Annotated in this window: 17 protein-coding genes and 1 other RNA gene; 12 read left to right on the top strand and 6 right to left on the bottom strand. The window is 69.2% G+C overall.

Features of this window, described 5'->3' with window-relative positions:
• Positions 1–2 precede the first annotated feature (2 nt).
• The 6 genes from BMY35_RS09070 to BMY35_RS09045 all read left to right on the top strand — a co-directional run bounded on the left by BMY35_RS09070 (position 3) and on the right by BMY35_RS09045 (position 4,891).
• A complete protein-coding gene (locus BMY35_RS09070; protein ID WP_093197115.1) occupies positions 3–521 on the top strand; it encodes an RNA polymerase sigma factor in 519 nt (172 codons plus the stop codon).
• Positions 522–671: 150 nt separating this feature from the next.
• The gene (gene pyrC / locus BMY35_RS09065) at positions 672–1,703 is read left to right on the top strand and encodes a dihydroorotase (protein ID WP_093197113.1); all 1,032 of its coding nucleotides are present in this window, start codon (positions 672–674) and stop codon (positions 1,701–1,703) included.
• Positions 1,700–2,524, top strand: a complete 825-nt coding sequence (locus tag BMY35_RS09060; protein ID WP_093197109.1) for an NYN domain-containing protein — start codon at positions 1,700–1,702, stop codon at positions 2,522–2,524. Before pyrC ends, BMY35_RS09060 begins: the two co-directional genes overlap by 4 nt.
• A complete protein-coding gene (locus BMY35_RS09055) occupies positions 2,521–3,285 on the top strand; it encodes a DUF3025 domain-containing protein (protein WP_093197106.1) in 765 nt (254 codons plus the stop codon). Before BMY35_RS09060 ends, BMY35_RS09055 begins: the two co-directional genes overlap by 4 nt.
• A gap of 160 nt (positions 3,286–3,445) precedes the next feature.
• Positions 3,446–4,321, top strand: a complete 876-nt coding sequence (gene htpX / locus BMY35_RS09050; protein ID WP_093197104.1) for a protease HtpX — start codon at positions 3,446–3,448, stop codon at positions 4,319–4,321.
• 108 nt (positions 4,322–4,429) lie between these two features.
• Complete coding sequence (locus BMY35_RS09045; RefSeq protein ID WP_093197101.1) at positions 4,430–4,891, top strand: DUF4304 domain-containing protein; 462 nt, start codon at positions 4,430–4,432, stop codon at positions 4,889–4,891.
• Between the two features lie 22 nt (positions 4,892–4,913).
• Here the strand turns inward: BMY35_RS09045 and BMY35_RS09040 are convergent, their stop codons facing one another.
• The 5 genes from BMY35_RS09040 to msrB form a co-directional block, all read right to left on the bottom strand.
• The gene (locus tag BMY35_RS09040; protein WP_093197098.1) at positions 4,914–5,843 is read right to left on the bottom strand and encodes a ProQ/FINO family protein; all 930 of its coding nucleotides are present in this window, start codon (positions 5,841–5,843) and stop codon (positions 4,914–4,916) included.
• Between the two features lie 146 nt (positions 5,844–5,989).
• Positions 5,990–6,550 carry a VUT family protein gene (locus BMY35_RS09035; protein WP_093197268.1) on the bottom strand — a complete coding sequence of 187 codons (561 nt, stop codon included), beginning with the start codon at positions 6,548–6,550 and terminating at the stop codon, positions 5,990–5,992.
• 8 nt (positions 6,551–6,558) lie between these two features.
• The gene (locus tag BMY35_RS09030; protein ID WP_093197096.1) at positions 6,559–8,208 is read right to left on the bottom strand and encodes an NAD(P)/FAD-dependent oxidoreductase; all 1,650 of its coding nucleotides are present in this window, start codon (positions 8,206–8,208) and stop codon (positions 6,559–6,561) included.
• Positions 8,209–8,360: 152 nt separating this feature from the next.
• Positions 8,361–9,281, bottom strand: a complete 921-nt coding sequence (cysK, locus tag BMY35_RS09025; protein WP_093197093.1) for a cysteine synthase A — start codon at positions 9,279–9,281, stop codon at positions 8,361–8,363.
• An 81-nt stretch (positions 9,282–9,362) separates the two neighbouring features.
• On the bottom strand, positions 9,363–9,875 hold the full coding sequence (msrB, locus tag BMY35_RS09020; RefSeq protein ID WP_093197091.1) for a peptide-methionine (R)-S-oxide reductase MsrB: 513 nt from the start codon (positions 9,873–9,875) through the stop codon (positions 9,363–9,365).
• Between the two features lie 214 nt (positions 9,876–10,089).
• Here msrB and BMY35_RS09015 point away from each other — a divergent pair, with 214 nt between their 5' ends.
• Positions 10,090–11,139, top strand: coding sequence for a molybdopterin-binding protein (locus tag BMY35_RS09015; RefSeq protein ID WP_093197088.1), 1,050 nt, complete (start codon positions 10,090–10,092; stop codon positions 11,137–11,139).
• Positions 11,140–11,145: 6 nt separating this feature from the next.
• On the opposite strand, the gene BMY35_RS09010 is transcribed toward BMY35_RS09015, so the two are convergent.
• Complete coding sequence (locus BMY35_RS09010) at positions 11,146–12,042, bottom strand: DMT family transporter (RefSeq protein WP_093197086.1); 897 nt, start codon at positions 12,040–12,042, stop codon at positions 11,146–11,148.
• Between the two features lie 116 nt (positions 12,043–12,158).
• On the opposite strand from BMY35_RS09010, the gene BMY35_RS09005 reads away from it, so the two are divergent.
• From BMY35_RS09005 to BMY35_RS08985, 5 genes are all read left to right on the top strand, one after another.
• Positions 12,159–12,953, top strand: a complete 795-nt coding sequence (locus BMY35_RS09005) for an AraC family transcriptional regulator (protein WP_093197083.1) — start codon at positions 12,159–12,161, stop codon at positions 12,951–12,953.
• A 24-nt stretch (positions 12,954–12,977) separates the two neighbouring features.
• An RNA gene (gene rnpB, locus BMY35_RS09000) (RNase P RNA component class A) lies at positions 12,978–13,306 on the top strand.
• A gap of 171 nt (positions 13,307–13,477) precedes the next feature.
• Positions 13,478–13,939 (top strand): MarR family winged helix-turn-helix transcriptional regulator, encoded by a 462-nt coding sequence (locus BMY35_RS08995; protein ID WP_093197081.1) that lies wholly within the window; start codon positions 13,478–13,480, stop codon positions 13,937–13,939.
• Positions 13,940–13,943: 4 nt separating this feature from the next.
• Entirely contained in the window at positions 13,944–16,073 is a 2,130-nt protein-coding gene (locus tag BMY35_RS08990; RefSeq protein WP_093197078.1) for an FUSC family protein, read from the top strand.
• On the top strand, positions 16,070–16,276 hold the full coding sequence (locus BMY35_RS08985; RefSeq protein WP_093197076.1) for a DUF1656 domain-containing protein: 207 nt from the start codon (positions 16,070–16,072) through the stop codon (positions 16,274–16,276). Before BMY35_RS08990 ends, BMY35_RS08985 begins: the two co-directional genes overlap by 4 nt.
• The last annotated feature ends 7 nt before the right edge of the window (positions 16,277–16,283 follow it).

Raw genomic sequence — 16,283 nt, 5'->3', positions numbered from 1 at the left:
GCGTGACCGCGGGCATCGACCGATCCAGCCTGATCCTCGCCGCGCAGACCGGCGACCCGGCCGCGATCGCGAGCCTGCTCGCGGCCTGCCAGTCCGATGCGCGCCGCTACGCCTGGCGGCACTGCCAGGCCAGCGACGTCGACGACGCCGTGCAGGAGTCGCTGCTGGTCGTCGCGCGCAAGCTCCGGGGGCTGAAGGCCGTGGCGGCCTTCTCGTCGTGGCTCTTCACCGTCATCAGGCGCGAATGCCTGCGGCTGCAGCGGGCGATGTTCAGGCACGAGCCGCTCGACGAAGAAACGGCCGAGCGCCAGCTGCTCGCCCGCGACGACGCTGCCCTGCGGCTGGACCTGACCCACGCGCTGGAGTCGCTGCCCGCGCACTACCTCGAAGTGGTGCTGCTGCGCGACTTCGAGGAGCTGACCATAGCGGAGATCGCCGAACGGCTCGGCGAACCGCCGGGCGCCGTCAAGAGCCGGCTGCACCGGGCGCGCTCGCTGGTGCGCGAGTACCTGCTGGGCTGAAAACCGGCTCGCTCCTTTCGGGGGACACCGCGGAACCGGCTCCGCCGGGCCGCCGGTGTCGGCTCCGGCGAGGGGGAGGGCGAAGCGACGCGAAGTGCGCGAAGCCCGGGGGAGTCCCGCTCCAGGGGGCGATGCGACAATCGGCCAGCCATGACAGACACCCTCACGATCACCCGCCCGGACGACTGGCACCTGCACGTGCGCGATGGCGCCGCCCTCGAAGCCGTCGTTCCCCACAGCGCCCGCCAGTTCGGCCGCGCGCTGATCATGCCCAACCTCCGTCCCCCCGTGACCACCGCCGCGCAGGCCGTGGCGTATCGCGACCGCATCCGCGCTGCCGTGCCCGAGGGCAGCGGCTTCGAGCCGGTGATGTCGCTCTATCTCACCGACAAGCTGCCGCCCGAGGAAATCGCGCTGGCCGCCGAGGCCGGCGTGCGCGCGCTCAAGCTCTATCCGGCCGGCGCCACCACCAACAGCGATGCCGGCGTGACCGACATCCGCAAGACTTACAAGACCCTGGAGGCCATGCAGAAGCACGGCCTGCTGCTGCTGGTGCACGGCGAGGTGACCGACCCGGCCATCGACCTGTTCGACCGCGAGGCCGTGTTCGTCGACCGCGTGATGATTCCGCTGCGCCGCGACTTCCCCGAACTGAAGGTGGTGTTCGAGCACCTGACCACCAAGGAAGGCGCCCACTACGTGCGCGACGCCGATCGTTTCACGGCAGCCACCATCACGGCGCACCACCTGCTCTACAACCGCAACGCCATCTTCACCGGCGGCATCCGCCCGCACTATTACTGCCTGCCCGTGCTCAAGCGCGAGACGCACCGCGTGGCGCTGGTCGAGGCGGCCACCAGCGGCAGCGACCGCTTCTTCCTGGGCACCGACAGCGCGCCGCACCCGGCGCACCTGAAGGAGCATGCGCTCGGCTGTGCCGGCTGCTACACCGCGCTCACCGCCATCGAGCTTTATGCCGAGGCCTTCGACAACGCGGGCGCACTCGACAAGCTCGAAGGCTTCGCGAGCTTCAACGGCCCCGACTTCTACGACCTGCCGCGCCACACCGACACCATCACGCTCAAGCGCGAGAGCTGGACGGTGCCGGAGACCGTGCCCTACGGCGATGCCACGCTCAAGCCGCTGCGCGGCGGCGAGACCGTCAACTGGAAGCTCGCATGACGGTCTCTTCGCTGCGCGTGATGCTGCTGATCGACGCCGACAACGTCTCGGCGGACGTGATCGAACAGGCCGTGCAGCGCACCATGGACGAATACGGCGCCATCCACGTGCGCCGCGCGTACTGCAACGCCGAGATGGCGGTGAACCGGCAGGCGCTCTTCAAGCGGCTGTCGGTGCGCCCGATGGTGAACCTGTCGGCCGGCAAGAACAGCACCGACATCGCGCTGTCGGTCGATGCGATCGACCTTGCCATTGCCGAGCGGCCCGACGTGGTGGTGCTGGTGTCCTCCGACTCCGACTTCGCGCCGCTCGTGATCCGGCTGCGCGAGAAGGGCTGCCGCGTCTGCGGCATCGGCCAGCAGGGCAAGACTGGCGAGGAGACGGTCGGCATCTACGACGCCTTCACGGACATCGCGCACAACGCCGTCACCAAGCCCGCGGCCCGCACCGCGCCGGCGAAGAAGACGGCCGCTGCGAAGACCACGCGTGCCAAGGCCGCGCCCGCCGCGAAGAAGACTGCGGCGAAGACGGCGGCGCGCAAGACGACGGCGAAGGCCGCCAGCAAGCCCGAGCCTCAGCAGCAACCGCAGCAGCCGCAGCAGCCGCAGCCTTCGGAAGCCGCCGAATTCATCCTGCAGGCCGCTCCGGCCCTGCGCGGCGGCAAGGACGTGCCGCTCAACGACGTGGCCAAGGCCCTGCGCACGGCCGGGCTGCTCGGCAAGAACAGCAGTTCGCTCAAGCTCTTCGAGAAGCTCACGGCGGAGTTCGTGCTGATGCAGCACCCGGACCGCATCCGCTGGACGGGCGCGCCCGCGCCTTGACCCTGCCGGCGATCGACTGGGCGCAGCCATGGCTCGCGCCCTATCGCGCCGATGGCGAAGCGGCAATGCAGGCCGTCGCGCATGGCGATGGCGGCGTGGCAGCCGCACTCAAGGGCATCAGGCACGCGTCGGCGCCCGATTTCGTGGGCCAGGACGCGCTGCCCGCCGGGCATGCCTACGAGGCTCACGTCTTCCGGACTCGCACGGTCCCGACCCGCGACAACCTCCACGACTTCTTCAACGGCCTGGTCTGGCTCGCCTTTCCGCGGACGAAGCGACGCCTGAACGAGCTGCAGGCCGGCGAGATCGCCCGAGACGGCGTTGGCGCCACGCGCGGGCCGCTGCGGGATGCGCTCACGCTGTTCGACGAGAACGGCGCCCTGCTCGATGCGCCGCCGGCGCTGTGGCACGCGCTGGTCGCGCGCGACTGGCACACGCTCTTCGTCAGCAGGCGTGGGTTGTGGAGCGAAGCGCGGCTGCTGCTCTTCGGCCATGCGCTGCTGGAGAAGCTGGTCACGCCGCGCAAGCCGATCACGGCGCACGTGTCGCTGCTGCCGGCGCAGGGCGAGAACGGGTCAGCGGCGCTCGACGACGCGCTGGTGGCGGGCTCGCTCGACCCGCAGCTGCTCGAACGCAAGCCCTTCGTGCCGCTGCCGGTGCTCGGCGTACCGGGCTGGTGGGGCGCCAACGAGGCCGCGGGCTTCTATGACGATCCGACGGTCTTCAGGCCCTCGCCGGGGCGGGGAATACCGGGGCCCTAGAACTTTTGCTCCTATCATGGCTCTACCGGCTGCCGCCGACCGGAGCGCCCAGAACACCTAAAACGCCCAGGGCTTCCAGGCCGCAAACTGCTCGAATACGGCTTGAAGAGGGCCCCGGGGCCCTCATCTGGGTGGCAGATTTCCCCACGGAGAATTCAACTTGAAACGTATCCTTCTGTTTGTCCTGACCAACGTGATGGTCGTCGCTGTGCTCGGCGTGGTCGCCAGCCTGCTCGGCGTCAATCGCTTCCTCACGGCCAACGGGCTCAACCTGACGGCGCTGCTCGGCTTCGCGCTGGTGATGGGTTTCGGCGGCGCGATCATCTCGCTGCTCATCAGCAAGCCGATGGCCAAGTGGACCACCGGCCTGCACATGATCGACAACCCCCAGACGCCCGACGAGGCCTGGATCGTCGGCACGGTGCGCAAGTTCGCCGACAAGGCCGGCATCGGCATGCCCGAGGTCGGCATCTTCGAAGGCGAGCCCAATGCCTTCGCGACGGGCGCGTTCAAGAACTCGTCGCTGGTGGCGGTGTCCACCGGCCTGCTGCAGAACATGACGCGCGAAGAAGTCGAGGCCGTCATCGGCCACGAGGTGGCGCACATCGCCAACGGCGACATGGTCACCATGACGCTGATCCAGGGCGTGATGAACACCTTCGTCGTGTTCCTGTCGCGCGTGATCGGCTACGCGGTCGACAGCTTCCTGCGCCGCGGCGACGACCGCAGCTCGGGCCCCGGCATCGGCTACTACGTGAGCACCATCGTGCTCGACATCGTTCTCGGCTTTGCCGCCGCGATGGTGGTGGCTTGGTTCTCGCGCCAGCGCGAGTTCCGCGCCGACGCCGGCGCCGCCGCGCTGATGGGCCAGAAGCAGCCGATGATCAACGCGCTCGCGCGCTTGGGCGGCCTGCCGGCCGGCGAACTGCCTAAGGCGGTGGAAGCCATGGGCATCACGGGCAGCATCGGCAAGCTGTTTGCCACGCACCCGCCGATCGAGGAGCGCATTGCCGCACTGCAGAGCGCACAGCGCTGAAGACGGGGCCAGCCTCGCCCATCAACAGAAAAGCCGCCACGTTGCCGTGGCGGCTTTTTTCTTTTCACCTTTCTCTTTTCACCTGTCGTCCGCCGGAGCCGATCCAGCATGCCCTCGACACCCACCAGGCTCATGTCCAGCGCCCTCAAGTCGGTGCTCGTGCCGGAACTGAAGGCAGCAGGTTTCGCGGGCAGCTTTCCCGATTTCCGCCGCGACCGGGCGGACGTGATCCATTTCGTGTCCGTGCAGTACGACAAGCCGGGCACGGCCTTCTTCCTGGAATGCGGTGCGCATCCGCCGGGCGAAAAAACTACCAGCTGGGGCGATGTGGTCGCGCAGGCCGATCTGCGGCTGGAGTACGTTCCGCTCACCGAGCGCGCGCGGCTGCAGGGCCGTGGCGGGGCGGGCGGATCCAGCCTGGCGGAGGACTGGTTCTCGTACGAGGGTTTCGGCGACAGCCCGGAGCCGTATCGGCTGCTCGCGGCTTCGGTTGCAAGCATGCTGCCGCAGATAGAGGGCTGGCTGGCCGCGCGCGAGCGCGGGCCGAATCTCTCGACGATGGCGGCATAGCTGCCGCCGCCGTCCCGGTCTATCAGTCGGCCGACGGGGCGGCGGGCGCTTCCGGCGTTTCGGTCGTCGCGACCGGAGCCGCGGCGGCCGCGGCACGGTCGGTACGCGCGCGTTGCAGCGTGCGCGCGACCTCGCCCTGCGCCATGCCGTACATCTCCGCAAACTCCTTCTCGCTGCGACCACTCGCCTCGAAGGCACGCAGCAGCGCCTCGCGCTTGGCGGCCTGCTCGGCCAGCTGGGCGAGGGCTTCGTCGAGCACGGCGTTGTTGTTCGCGTCGCGCGAGCGCACCAGCACGGCGTAAGCCTCGCGGTCGAGGCCGGAGGCTTCGACGGCGCGGGCCAGGCGCGCCACGAGTTGCGGGCGCAGGTCTTCGCCGGTGCGCTGCGAGCGGCGGCGGTGCAGTTCGAGGATGGCGTGGTGCACGTGCTCTGGCGCCACCGGCTCGGCGACGTTGCCGTCGAGGTCGTGGCGCGGATGGCCGGCGGCCACGCTTTCGAGGTAGCGCGTGGAGCGCGCGTGCAGGCCCATGGCCACCTTGAGGTCTTCGGCCTTGAAGTCGTCGGGGTGGCGGGCAATCAGCTCTTCGTACACGCCGAGCTTCAGCGGCAGGAAGCGCGCGCCGAAGAGGTTCGGGTACAGCTCGAACAGGCGCTCGAGCGCCGGGTGCACCTTGCGTTGCGGGCGCGCCGGCTGCTGCGGTTGCTGCTTCTGCTGCGATTGCTGCTGCTGGGACTGCGCCTGCTGCGGCCTCTTCGGCTTGCGCTGCTGATGCTGTTGCTGCGGCCGCTTCGCCTGCGCGGGAGCGGAGGGCGTGCCGGCCGTGGCTTCGGAAGCCGTCGTCGAGCCTTCCGTGCCGGCTCGCAGTGCCTGCAGCTGCTGGGCCATGTCCAGGCGCTCGCCACGGGGGCGGCGCGACTTGTTGTTCGGGTTGGCGGTGGTTGCTTCGGTCATTCTGGAAATTCGGCTCGGGGGCGCGAAGAAGGCAGGAAGGAATTCAGTAGTGGAGTGCGCTCGCGCATGCGGCGCGGCGGGCGGGATGTCGTATTGGGCGCATTGTCGTTTCTGTCGTCATCGTCATCGTCATCGTCGTCGCCGGTTCAGGTCAGGGCCGAAGCCTGCGCGGCCTGCCGGCCGATCAGCAGCCGGAACGGCAGCAGCATCAGCACGCCCACGGCGAGCTTCACGCCGAGGTCGCCCAACGCCCAGGTGAACCACGGGCCCTCGGTGCCTGCGAAGGCGATGCCCCAGAACACGATGCTGTCGAGCACCGCGGCGATCACGGTGGCCACCAGCGGCGCGCGCCACCAGAGGCCGCGGCGCAGGCGGTCGAAGACGCCGATGTCCAGCAGTTGCGAGGCGATGAAGGCAAGCCCCGAGGCCGCGGCGATGCGCACCGGCGCGAGCAGCAGCGACACGCCCACCGCCACCGCGAAGCCCACCCACGCCACGCGACGCGCCATGCCGGGGCCGAAGCGCCGGTTGACGAGATCGCTCACGAGGTAGGCCACCGGATAGGTGAAGGCGCCCCAGGTCAGCCAGTCGTTGATTGCGAACTGCACGAGGATGTTGGAGGCGAGCACCACGGCCGCCATCGCCAGCGTGGCGACGATCAGGTGGCCCAGGGTGGGGCGCTCGAAGAACGTGGCGGAATGCTGCATGGCCTGCATCAGACGTTCGCGGTGCGTTCGCGTTCCGACTCGGCCTGCACGCTGCGTGCCACGGCCTCGGCCACCTTGATGCCGTCCACGCCGGCCGACAGGATGCCGCCCGCGTAGCTCGCGCCTTCACCGGCCGGGTACAGGCCGCGCACGTTGAGGCTCTGGAAGTCGTCGCCGCGCGTGATCTTGATGGGCGAGGAGGTACGCGTCTCGACGCCGGTGAGCACCGCGTCGTGGGTGTCGAAGCCCTTGATCTTGCGGCCGAAGGCGGGGAAGGCCTCGCGCATCGCCTCGATGGCGTAGGCGGGCAGGGCCTTGTGCAGGTCGGTCGGCGTCACGCCCGGCTTGTACGACGGCATCACGCTGCCGAGCGCGGTGGAGGGCTTGCCTGCGATGAAGTCGCCCACCAGCTGGCCGGGCGCGCGGTAGTCGCCGCCGCCGAGCACGAAGGCGTTGCTCTCCAGCTCGCGCTGCAGCGCGATGCCCGCGAGCGCGTCACCCGGGTAGTCGCGCGGGTCGATGCCCACCACGATGCCCGCGTTGGCATTGCGCTCGTTGCGCGAGTACTGGCTCATGCCGTTGGTGACCACGCGGCCGGGCTCGCTGGTGGCCGCGACCACGGTGCCGCCCGGGCACATGCAGAAGCTGTAGACCGAGCGGCCGTTGCTCGCGTGGTGCACCAGCTTGTAGTCGGCCGCGCCCAGCAGCGGGTGGCCCGCATGGCGGCCCCAGCGCGCGCGGTCGATCAGGCCCTGCGGATGCTCCACGCGGAAACCGATGGAAAAGGGCTTGGCCTCGATGTGCACGCCGCGCGCATGCAGCATCGCGAAGGTGTCGCGCGAGCTGTGGCCCAGCGCCATCACGACATGGTCGGCACGCAGCTCGCTGCTCTGGCCTGTGGCCTGGTCGAGCACGGTGAGGCCGCGAAGATGACCGTTCTCGATGTGCACGTCGGTCACGCGCTGCTCGAAGCGGATCTCTCCGCCCAGCGCCACGATCTGCTCGCGGATGTTCTCGACCACCTTCACCAGCTTGAAGGTGCCGATGTGCGGATGCGCGACGTAGAGGATCTCCGGCGGCGCGCCGGCCTTCACGAACTCTTCCATCACCTTGCGGCCGAGGAAGCGCGGATCCTTGATCTGGCTGTAGAGCTTGCCGTCGGAAAAGGTGCCGGCGCCGCCTTCGCCGAACTGCACGTTCGACTCGGGGTTGAGTTCGCTCCTGCGCCACAGGCCCCAGGTGTCGCGGGTGCGCTGTCGCACGGTCTTGCCGCGCTCGAGCACGATGGGCCTGAAGCCCATCTTCGCGAGCATCAGCGCCGCGAAGATGCCGCAGGGGCCGAAGCCGATCACCACGGGCCGCGTCGGCAAGGCATCGGGCGCGCTGGCCGGCGGCGTGTAGCGCATGTCGGGCGCGCTCTGGATGTGGGGATGCCCCGCGTGCTTCGCGAGCAGGGCGGCTTCGAGCTTCGCGTCCGCCAGCTGCACGTCGCAGATGTAGACCGTGAGCAGGTCGGCCTTGCGCGCATCGAAGCTGCGCTTGTAGACGTTGTGGGAGACGATCGCCTCGGAGGGGACGCCGAGCGTCTTGGCGATCAGTGCGACCAGCGCCTCGGGCGCGTGGTCGAGCGGGAGTTTGAGTTCGGAGATTCTCAGCATGGCGTAGGGCTTGTGACTATCAAGCAGGCGGCCATTTTAGCTTTGCTGTTTGTGGAACACCGCGGAACCGGCTTTGCCGGGCCGCAGGTGTTGCCCCCGGAAGGGGGTTGGCGCAGCGACACGAAGTGCGCGCAGCCTGGGGGTGAACCAGTTCAGGCCGGCAGGAAGCCTTCGACCGACAGGTAACGCTCGCCCGTGTCGTAGTTGAAGCCCAGCACCACCGCGTCGGGCGGCAGCGAGGGCAGCTTCTGGGCGATGGCCGCGAGCGTGGCGCCCGAGGAGATGCCGACCAGCACGCCTTCCTCGCGCGCGCAGCGGCGGGCCATTTCGCGGGCGGGTTCCGCGTCCACCTGCAGCACGCCGTCGAGCAGCGAGGTGTCGAGGTTCTTCGGGATGAAGCCCGCGCCGATGCCCTGGATCGGGTGCGGCGAAGGCTGGCCGCCCGAGATGACGGGCGAGGCCACCGGCTCCACCGCGAACACCTGCAGCTTGGGCCACTTCTTCTTGAGCACCTTCGCCACGCCGGTGATGTGGCCGCCGGTGCCCACGCCGGTGATCAGCACGTCGATGCCGTCGGGGAAGTCGGCTGCGATTTCCTCGGCCGTGGTGCGCACGTGCACGTCGACGTTGGCGGGGTTGTTGAACTGCTGCGGCATCCATGCGCCGGGCGTGCCGGCGACGATTTCCTCGGCGCGGGCGATGGAGCCCTTCATGCCGTTGGCGCGCGGCGTCAGGTCGAAGGTGGCGCCGTAGGCCAGCATCAGGCGGCGGCGCTCCACCGACATGCTGTCGGGCATCACCAGGATCAGCTTGTAGCCCTTGACGGCCGCCACCATCGCCAGGCCGATGCCGGTGTTGCCCGAAGTGGGCTCGACGATGGTGCCGCCGGGCTTGAGCGCGCCGCTCTTCTCGGCGTCTTCCACCATCGACAGCGCGATGCGGTCCTTGATCGAGCCGCCGGGGTTGGCGCGCTCGGACTTGATCCAGACCTGCTGCTTCGCATTGCCGAACAGGCGGTTGATGCGGATGTGCGGCGTGTTGCCGATGGTCTGGAGGATGTTCTCAGCCTTCATGGGATCTCCTTGGGTCGATGCGTTTGTCGGACGGACAACGCGCATTGTGAGACCAGCCCATGACCCCTCGTCCGCTGCTCCCTATGCCGGCCCGGACGTGAACTTCATCGCCACGCCGTTCATGCAGTAGCGCAGGCCGGTGGGCTTCGGGCCATCGTCGAACACATGGCCCAGGTGGCCGCCGCAGCGGCGGCAGTGCACCTCGGTGCGCGCCATGCCGAAAGACCGGTCCTGCCGTTCGCCCACGGCCTTGTCCAGCGGCTGCCAGAAGCTGGGCCAGCCGGTGCGGCTGTCGAACTTGGTCTTCGACGAGAACAGGTCGAGCGCGCAGCCGGCGCAGCTGAAGCGCCCGGCCCGGTGCTCGTCGTTGAGCGGGCTGGTGTAGGGCCGCTCGGTGCCTTCCTGGCGCAGCACCGCGAACTGGTTGGGCGTGAGCAGCTTGCGCCATTCGGCCTCGGTGCGCGTGACCTCGAATTTCTCGTTCTCCGCCGCCTGCGCTTGGCGTGAGCCCCAGCCGAAGAACTGGGCAATGGCCAGCCCCAGCGCGGAGGTTCCGGCGGCAATGGCGAAGCGGCGTCCTGTGTCTTGCGTCATATCTGGCTTTCAGCTGTTGGTGGAGCGGAATATCGCTTTCGATATGTTTTATGGAATACAACGATGTACATTCGCCAGTCGGCTGCGAGAGGGCAGTCGAAAGACCGACGGCAGCGTTGCTCCCCTTAGTTCGGGCCGGGCAGGCACTGGGTTACAGCCGGAAGAACGCATTTCGCTATGTCGGGTTGAATACATTGAGGATGGAGACTTGGGTATGGATTGGTCCAGAGGCTGGGTGTCGGGCGCGGTCGCGCTGCTGCTCGCGGGTTGCGGTGGAGGGGGCGACAACAACGGCGGTGTTTTCTTTCCGATCGTGCCGGCCCCCGCGCCTGCACCGACACCGGCTCCACCGCCTCCACCCGCGCCATCGCCGGCTCCGGCTCCTGCACCGGCGGTCCAGCTGGGTGGCGCCGTCGACCGCCCGGGCGCCTTCACCGAGGCAGATCTGGCGGCGCGCACTCCCATCACGCAGACCGTCAATTTTTCCAGCGGCAGCGGGCCGCAGACCCACACCTACACGGGCGCGGGCCTCTGGCCGCTGCTGAGCGACGCGGGCATCCAGCTCGACGGCGCGATCAAGAACGACGTGCTGAGCCGCTACCTGCTGGCCACTGGCGCCGACGGCTACAAGGTTGTATTCGCGCTCGGCGAGCTGAGCCCCGATTTCGGCAACAAGCCGAGCGTGGTCGCGTACGCCGAGAACATGTCGGGCACCTCGGCCCCGCTGGGCACGGCCGACGGCCCGTTCCGCGTGACGGCGCCGGGCGACGTGAAGGGCGGGCGCTACGTGTCGAACCTCGTGCGGCTCGACGTGATGGCCGCGCCCGCGACGGCGGCCGGCGTGGGCGGCGGCACCTCCACCTCGTTCGCCGTCTCGGGCAAGGTCGGTACTTCAATGAGCTTCGACGCCACCGCGCTCAAGGGATTGACGCCCGCGCCCGACCTGACCATCGGCGCCAACGTGTACCACGGGGTCAGCCTCTGGACGCTGCTGAGCGGGCTGGGGCTGCCCACCACGCCGAAGAACGCGACGCTGGGCATGTTCGCGGTGGTCACCGGCAGCGACGGCTACCGGGCCACGCTCTCGCTGGGCGAGATCGATCCGAACTTCGGCGGCAAGGCGGCCATGGTCGCCTACCAGATGAACGGCGCGGACCTCACCACCACCGGCTTCGCGCGCCTCGTGGTGCCGGGCGAGGTGAAGCAGGGGCGCTCGGTGTCGAACCTGATCGCGATCGAGGTGTTCTCCACCCTCGGCCCCTGACCGAGATCAGCCGGCCAGCGCGCGTCGCTGCCGCAGCGGCGCCTTCCACAGCTCCGCCAGCAGCACGCCCGCCACCGTGAGCACGCCGCCCACCGCGTGGTAGGCCGCCAGCGATTCGCCGATGACCACGGCCGCGATCATCACGGTGAACAGCGGAATCAGGTTGAAGAACATGCTCGCGCGGCTCGGGCCGATGTGGGCCACGGTGTGCATCCACATCAGCGGCGCGAGCATCGAGGCGCCGAGGCCCGCGAAGCCGACCAGCGGCAGGTTGGCGGCCGACAGGCCCATCTTCGGCATCAGCAGGTACATCGGCAGCAGGGCGATCACCGTGAACACGATCTGCAGGTAGAGCAGCTGCAGCGCGGGCACTTCCTTCATGCCCCAGCGCTTGAGCAGGATCACGTAGACGGCATAGGCCAGCATGGCCAGCAGCATCAGGCCGTCGCCCATGTTGGCGCCGCTCTTCAGCAGCGTGCCGAGGTCGCCCGAAGACACCACCACCGCCACGCCGGCGATGGACACCAGCGAGCCCGCCACCGCGCCGGCCGTGAGCCGCTGGCCCAGCAGCAGGATCGACAGCGCCAGCACCATCATCGGCGTGAGCGAGCCGATGATGCCCATGTGCGTGGCCGTGGTGAGGTAGGCCGCGTAGTAGGCCAGGCTCTGGTAGGCCACCATGCCCAGCAGGCCGAGCACCGCGATGCGGCCCAGCTGCGGGCGCACGGCGCGCCAGTTGCGCAGCACCGGGCGCAGCGCCAGCGGCGTGAAGAGCACGGCGGCCAGCAGCCAGCGGTAGAAGCTGATCTCGGTCGGCGCGATGGTGCCGGCCGCCATCTTGCTGACGACGGTGTTGCCCGACCAGATGACGACGGCGAGCAGCGGGAAAGCGTATTGCCACATGAAGACAGTCCTTGGAGTACGGGGCTATCATCGATTTGTCCGTCCTGCGACATATAGCTCGATCAGGACAATCCGTCCGTCATTCCGGACTCTCTTTCGCAAAGGAGCCGAACCGCATGGCCGACAAGCTGCGCCTCCTGGCCATCCAGGACGTGGAGGGCATGGAAGGCCCGTTCTACTTCCGCTACGACGACATCGGCGCCGACACGCATGCCGCGTCGCACAGCCACAGCTGGGGCCACCTGAACTACGCCGCCCACGGCACCATGCAGATGGACACCGAGGGCATGCGCTTTCTTTCGCCGCCGCAGTACGCGGTGTGGATTCCGCCGAAGGTGGTGCACAGCTGCACGGCGCGGCACGCCATCGTCTACCGCTCGATCTACATCGCGCCCGACCTGTGCGGGCGCCTGCCCGCCGAGCCCTGCACCGTGCACATCAGCCCGATCATCAAGAGCGTGCTGGCCGACTTCGCCGCGCGCGACCTGCACGTGCCGCAGACGGAGGCCGACCTGCGCCTTGCGCACGTGGTGGTCGACCAGCTCGAGCTGGCCGAGGTGCAGCGCTGCTACCTGCCGGCGGCGGCGTCGCCGGCGCTCGTCTCGGTGCTCGACGCCCTGCAGGCCGAGCCCGGCGACCACCGCCCGCTGGCCGACTGGGCCGACAGCGTGCACATGACGGAGCGCACGCTCGCGCGCCAGTGCCAGCGCGAGCTGGGCATGTCATTCGGCGACTGGCGCCAGCGGCTGCGCTTTCTGCGCGCCATCGACGCGCTGGAGGCTGGGCGCACGGTGCAGGAGATCGCGTTCGACCTCGGCTACAGCACCGCGTCGGCCTTCATCGCGATGTTCCAGCGCGAGGCCGGCACCACGCCGGAGCAGTACCGGCGCGAGTTCTGTGGGGTCGCCTGAAGGCCGGGCGATAATCCACCCCGTGAAGCACGCCAGACCGCCGCTGGTGCAAGTGCCGAAAGGCCGCACTGGAGGAACGTCCGGACTGCAAAGGACAGCGCAGGAGTTAACGACTCTCCACCGTGAGGTGAGGATCAGAGCAACAGAGACGAGCCGATTAAGTTCGGGTGAAACGGGCAATCTCTGCGCGCAGCAACACCAAGTAGGCCAGTATTGAGGTGGTTCCGCTGAGCTGGCGGGTAGGTGGCATCGAGCCGTCTGGTGACAGGCGGCCCAGAGTAATGGCGGTCACGCCGCAGGTTCCGCAAGGGGCCTGCGGTGCACAGAATCCGGCTTATCGGCGGGCTTCACACTTTTCTTCTTTCCCCCTTTCCGGTTTTCCGCGCCCTTCGGCTTGAAGGCGGGCGCAAGCCTTGCCGCCTGCAAGGATTGGTAGTTACCCGTACAATCGATAGCATGCTAATTAATAGGCGGCTATCGTGAACGACAGACCAAACCCCCAACCGACGCGCGAACAGGCGCTGATGCGGCTCGGCACGTCGCTCGCGGTGCTGCAGCGCGGCTACCGCGCCGCGGCGGACAAGGCGGTGGCTCACGTGGGCGTGTCGCAGACGCTGGCCTATCCGATCGTGATGCTCGGCCGCATGAACGGCGAGGTGCGCCAGGGCGTGCTGGCCGAGGCGCTGGGCATCGAGGGGCCGTCGCTGGTGCGCTCGGTCGACCAGCTGGTGGAAGCCGGCCTCGTCGAACGCCGCGAAGACCCGGCCGACCGCCGCGCCAAGACCCTCCATCTCACCGAGGCCGGCCAGGCCGTCTGCGAGCCCATCGAGGCCGCGCTGACGCTGATGCGGGTTTCGCTCTTCGAGGGCGTGTCCGACGAGGACGTCGCGGCCTGCCTGCGCGTGTTCGCCGTGCTCGAGGAGCGCATGGGCGTTCGCGCCGTGCAGAGCCTGCCGCCGCCGCCATCGCAGGAAGGGCGCAGGTAGCCCGATGGCCGCGTTCAGCCTGCCGCGCTTCAGCCGCGCGGAGATCCTCTTTTCCGCCAAGAGCTTCGCCGCGGCCATGCTGGCGATGTACCTCGCCAGCCGCGCAGGCCTGCCGCGCCCGTTCTGGGCGCTCATGACCACCTACGTCGTCGCCCATCCGCTGGCCGGCGCCGTGCGCTCGAAGGCGGTCTACCGTTTTCTCGGCACGCTCATCGGCAGCACCGCCACCGTGCTGCTGGTGCCGGCGCTGTCCAACGCGCCCGAGCTGCTCACGCTGGTGCTCGCGCTGTGGGTGGGGCTGTGCCTGTGCATCTCGCTCTTCGACCGCACGCCGCGTTCCTACGTGTTCATGCTCGCGGGCTACACGGCGGCGCTGATCGGCTTTCCCTCGGTGCAGACGCCGCTCGCGCTGTTCGACACCGCCGTCGCCCGCGTGGAAGAGATCGGCCTGGGCATCTTCTGCGCCACGCTCGTCCACAGCCTCGTGCTGCCCGCGGGGCTCGCGCCGACCGTGCTGGGCCTGCTCGACCGCACGCTGCACGACGCGCGCAAGTGGCTCGGCGATCTCTTCCAGCCCGCAAGCCGCAGCGGCAGCAACGGCGGCGACCCGAAGCGCCTCGACGACGACCGCCGCCGCCTCGCCGGCGACATTACGCAGTTGCGCCTGCTCTCCACCCACGTTCCCTTCGACACCACGCACCTGCGCTGGACCGCCGGTGCCATCCGCGCGATGCAGGACCGCGTTGCCGCGCTCACGCCCGCGCTCTCCGCCGTCGAAGACCGCCTTCTGGCGCTGGAGCAGGCCGAAGGCGCGATCGCGCCCGACGTGGCCGCCGTGCTTGCGCAGGCTGCACGGTGGCTGCGCGAAGAAGCCGAACCCGTCGGCGATGCCGCGGCGCGCGCCGAGCGCCTGCAAGCCCTGCGCCGCGCCATCGACGCACTCAGCGCCACGCCCGCGAACGCCGAACAACAAACCCAATGGGGCCGCGCCCTGCGCATCGGCCTTGCAGGCCGACTCGAGGAACTGGTCGACGGCTGGACCGCCTGCGCCCAGCTTCGCCAGGACATCGACGAGGGCCTGAAGGGGGCAGCACCGCTGCGCCGCACGGCAGCGCTCGGCAGCCGCGTGCTGCACCGCGACTACGGCATGGCGCTGCTGTCGGCGCTCGCCGCCGTCATCGCCATCTGCCTGTGCGGTGCCTTCTGGATCATCACCGGCTGGCCCATGGGCTCGGCCGCGACCATGATGGCCGCCGTCTTCTGCTGCTTCTTCGCCACCATGGACGACCCCGTGCCGGCGATCCACGGCTTCCTGAAGTGGACGCTGTGGTCCGTTCCGATCTCGGCCGTCTACGTGCTGGTGCTCATGCCCACGGTGCAGGACTTCGGCATGCTGGTGCTCATCTGCGCGCCGCTGTTGCTGCTGCTGGGTTTCTACCTGCCGCGCCCGACGCACTTCATGCCCGCGATGGCGCTGGTCTTCGGCGTGTGCGGCACGCTCGCGCTGCACGACACCGCCAGCTCCGACCTGGTGAGCTTCATCAACAGCATGATCGGCCAGATCGTCGGCGTGGTGGTCGCGGCGCGCGTCACGCGGCTGGTGCGTTCGGTGGGCGCCGACTGGAGCGCACGCCGCATCCAGCGCGCCACCTGGCGCGAGCTGGGCGACATGGCTGCCTCCTCGCAGCCGCAGTACGCGCAGAGTGACGCATATGCCGTGCGCATGCTCGACCGCATCGGCCTGCTCGCGCCGCGCATCGCGCAGGCCGGCGGCACCGTCGAGGGCGTGGCCGCCAACGACGCGCTGCGCGACCTGCGCATGGGCGCCGACATCGCCGTGCTGCAGCGCGTGCGCGGCCAGCTGCCGCTGGCCACTTCGGCCGCGCTGCTCGGCGGCATCTCGCGCTTCTTCCGCCAGCGCGCAGAAGGCCGCATGAATCCGCGACCGCCGGGCCTGCTGCCGCAGATCGACGAGGCGCTCGGCGCCGTGCTCGATGCGCGCGACGCCGCTTCTTCCTCCGCCTCGCGCTCGGCCGTCACCGCACTGGTGGGCCTGCGCCGCAACCTCTTTCCCGACGCGCCGCCCGTGCTGGCGAGCGTGGCCATCAACAACAGCAAAGGAGCTTCCGCATGATCGGTGAAGCCAGCTTCTACGGCCTGTACCTGCCCTGGATCATGGTGCTCGCGCTCGCGGCACTGCTCGCGCTGTGGGGCGTGCGCCGCCTGCTCGCGGCCACCGGCGCCTATCGCTGGGTGTGGCATCCGGCGCTCTTCGACATGGCGCTCTACCTGCTGCTGCTGTACGCGCTGAGCCGCGCCAGCGCCTACCTCCAATGACAACAAC

It is taken from the genome of Variovorax sp. YR750 (genome assembly GCF_900109805.1).
In the GTDB taxonomy this organism is placed as follows: Bacteria; Pseudomonadota; Gammaproteobacteria; order Burkholderiales; family Burkholderiaceae_C; genus Variovorax; species Variovorax gossypii.
This window is presented reverse-complemented; position numbering and strand designations above follow the sequence as displayed.

Excerpts from the sequence above, each read along its gene's own strand:
- BMY35_RS09060 (WP_093197109.1), top strand. The coding sequence starts at position 1,700 with ATGACGGTCTCTTCGCTGCGCGTGATGCTGCTGATCGACGCCGACAAC.
- BMY35_RS09045 (WP_093197101.1), top strand. The coding sequence starts at position 4,430 with ATGCCCTCGACACCCACCAGGCTCATGTCCAGCGCCCTCAAGTCGGTG.
- cysK (WP_093197093.1), bottom strand. The coding sequence starts at position 9,281 with ATGAAGGCTGAGAACATCCTCCAGACCATCGGCAACACGCCGCACATC.
- BMY35_RS08995 (WP_093197081.1), top strand. The coding sequence starts at position 13,478 with ATGCGGCTCGGCACGTCGCTCGCGGTGCTGCAGCGCGGCTACCGCGCC.
- BMY35_RS09015 (WP_093197088.1), top strand. The coding sequence starts at position 10,090 with ATGGATTGGTCCAGAGGCTGGGTGTCGGGCGCGGTCGCGCTGCTGCTC.
- BMY35_RS09035 (WP_093197268.1), bottom strand. The coding sequence starts at position 6,550 with ATGCAGCATTCCGCCACGTTCTTCGAGCGCCCCACCCTGGGCCACCTG.
- BMY35_RS09040 (WP_093197098.1), bottom strand. The coding sequence starts at position 5,843 with ATGACCGAAGCAACCACCGCCAACCCGAACAACAAGTCGCGCCGCCCC.
- BMY35_RS09005 (WP_093197083.1), top strand. The coding sequence starts at position 12,159 with ATGGCCGACAAGCTGCGCCTCCTGGCCATCCAGGACGTGGAGGGCATG.
- BMY35_RS09010 (WP_093197086.1), bottom strand. The coding sequence starts at position 12,042 with ATGTGGCAATACGCTTTCCCGCTGCTCGCCGTCGTCATCTGGTCGGGC.
- BMY35_RS08990 (WP_093197078.1), top strand. The coding sequence starts at position 13,944 with ATGGCCGCGTTCAGCCTGCCGCGCTTCAGCCGCGCGGAGATCCTCTTT.
- msrB (WP_093197091.1), bottom strand. The coding sequence starts at position 9,875 with ATGACGCAAGACACAGGACGCCGCTTCGCCATTGCCGCCGGAACCTCC.
- BMY35_RS09030 (WP_093197096.1), bottom strand. The coding sequence starts at position 8,208 with ATGCTGAGAATCTCCGAACTCAAACTCCCGCTCGACCACGCGCCCGAG.
- pyrC (WP_093197113.1), top strand. The coding sequence starts at position 672 with ATGACAGACACCCTCACGATCACCCGCCCGGACGACTGGCACCTGCAC.
- BMY35_RS08985 (WP_093197076.1), top strand. The coding sequence starts at position 16,070 with ATGATCGGTGAAGCCAGCTTCTACGGCCTGTACCTGCCCTGGATCATG.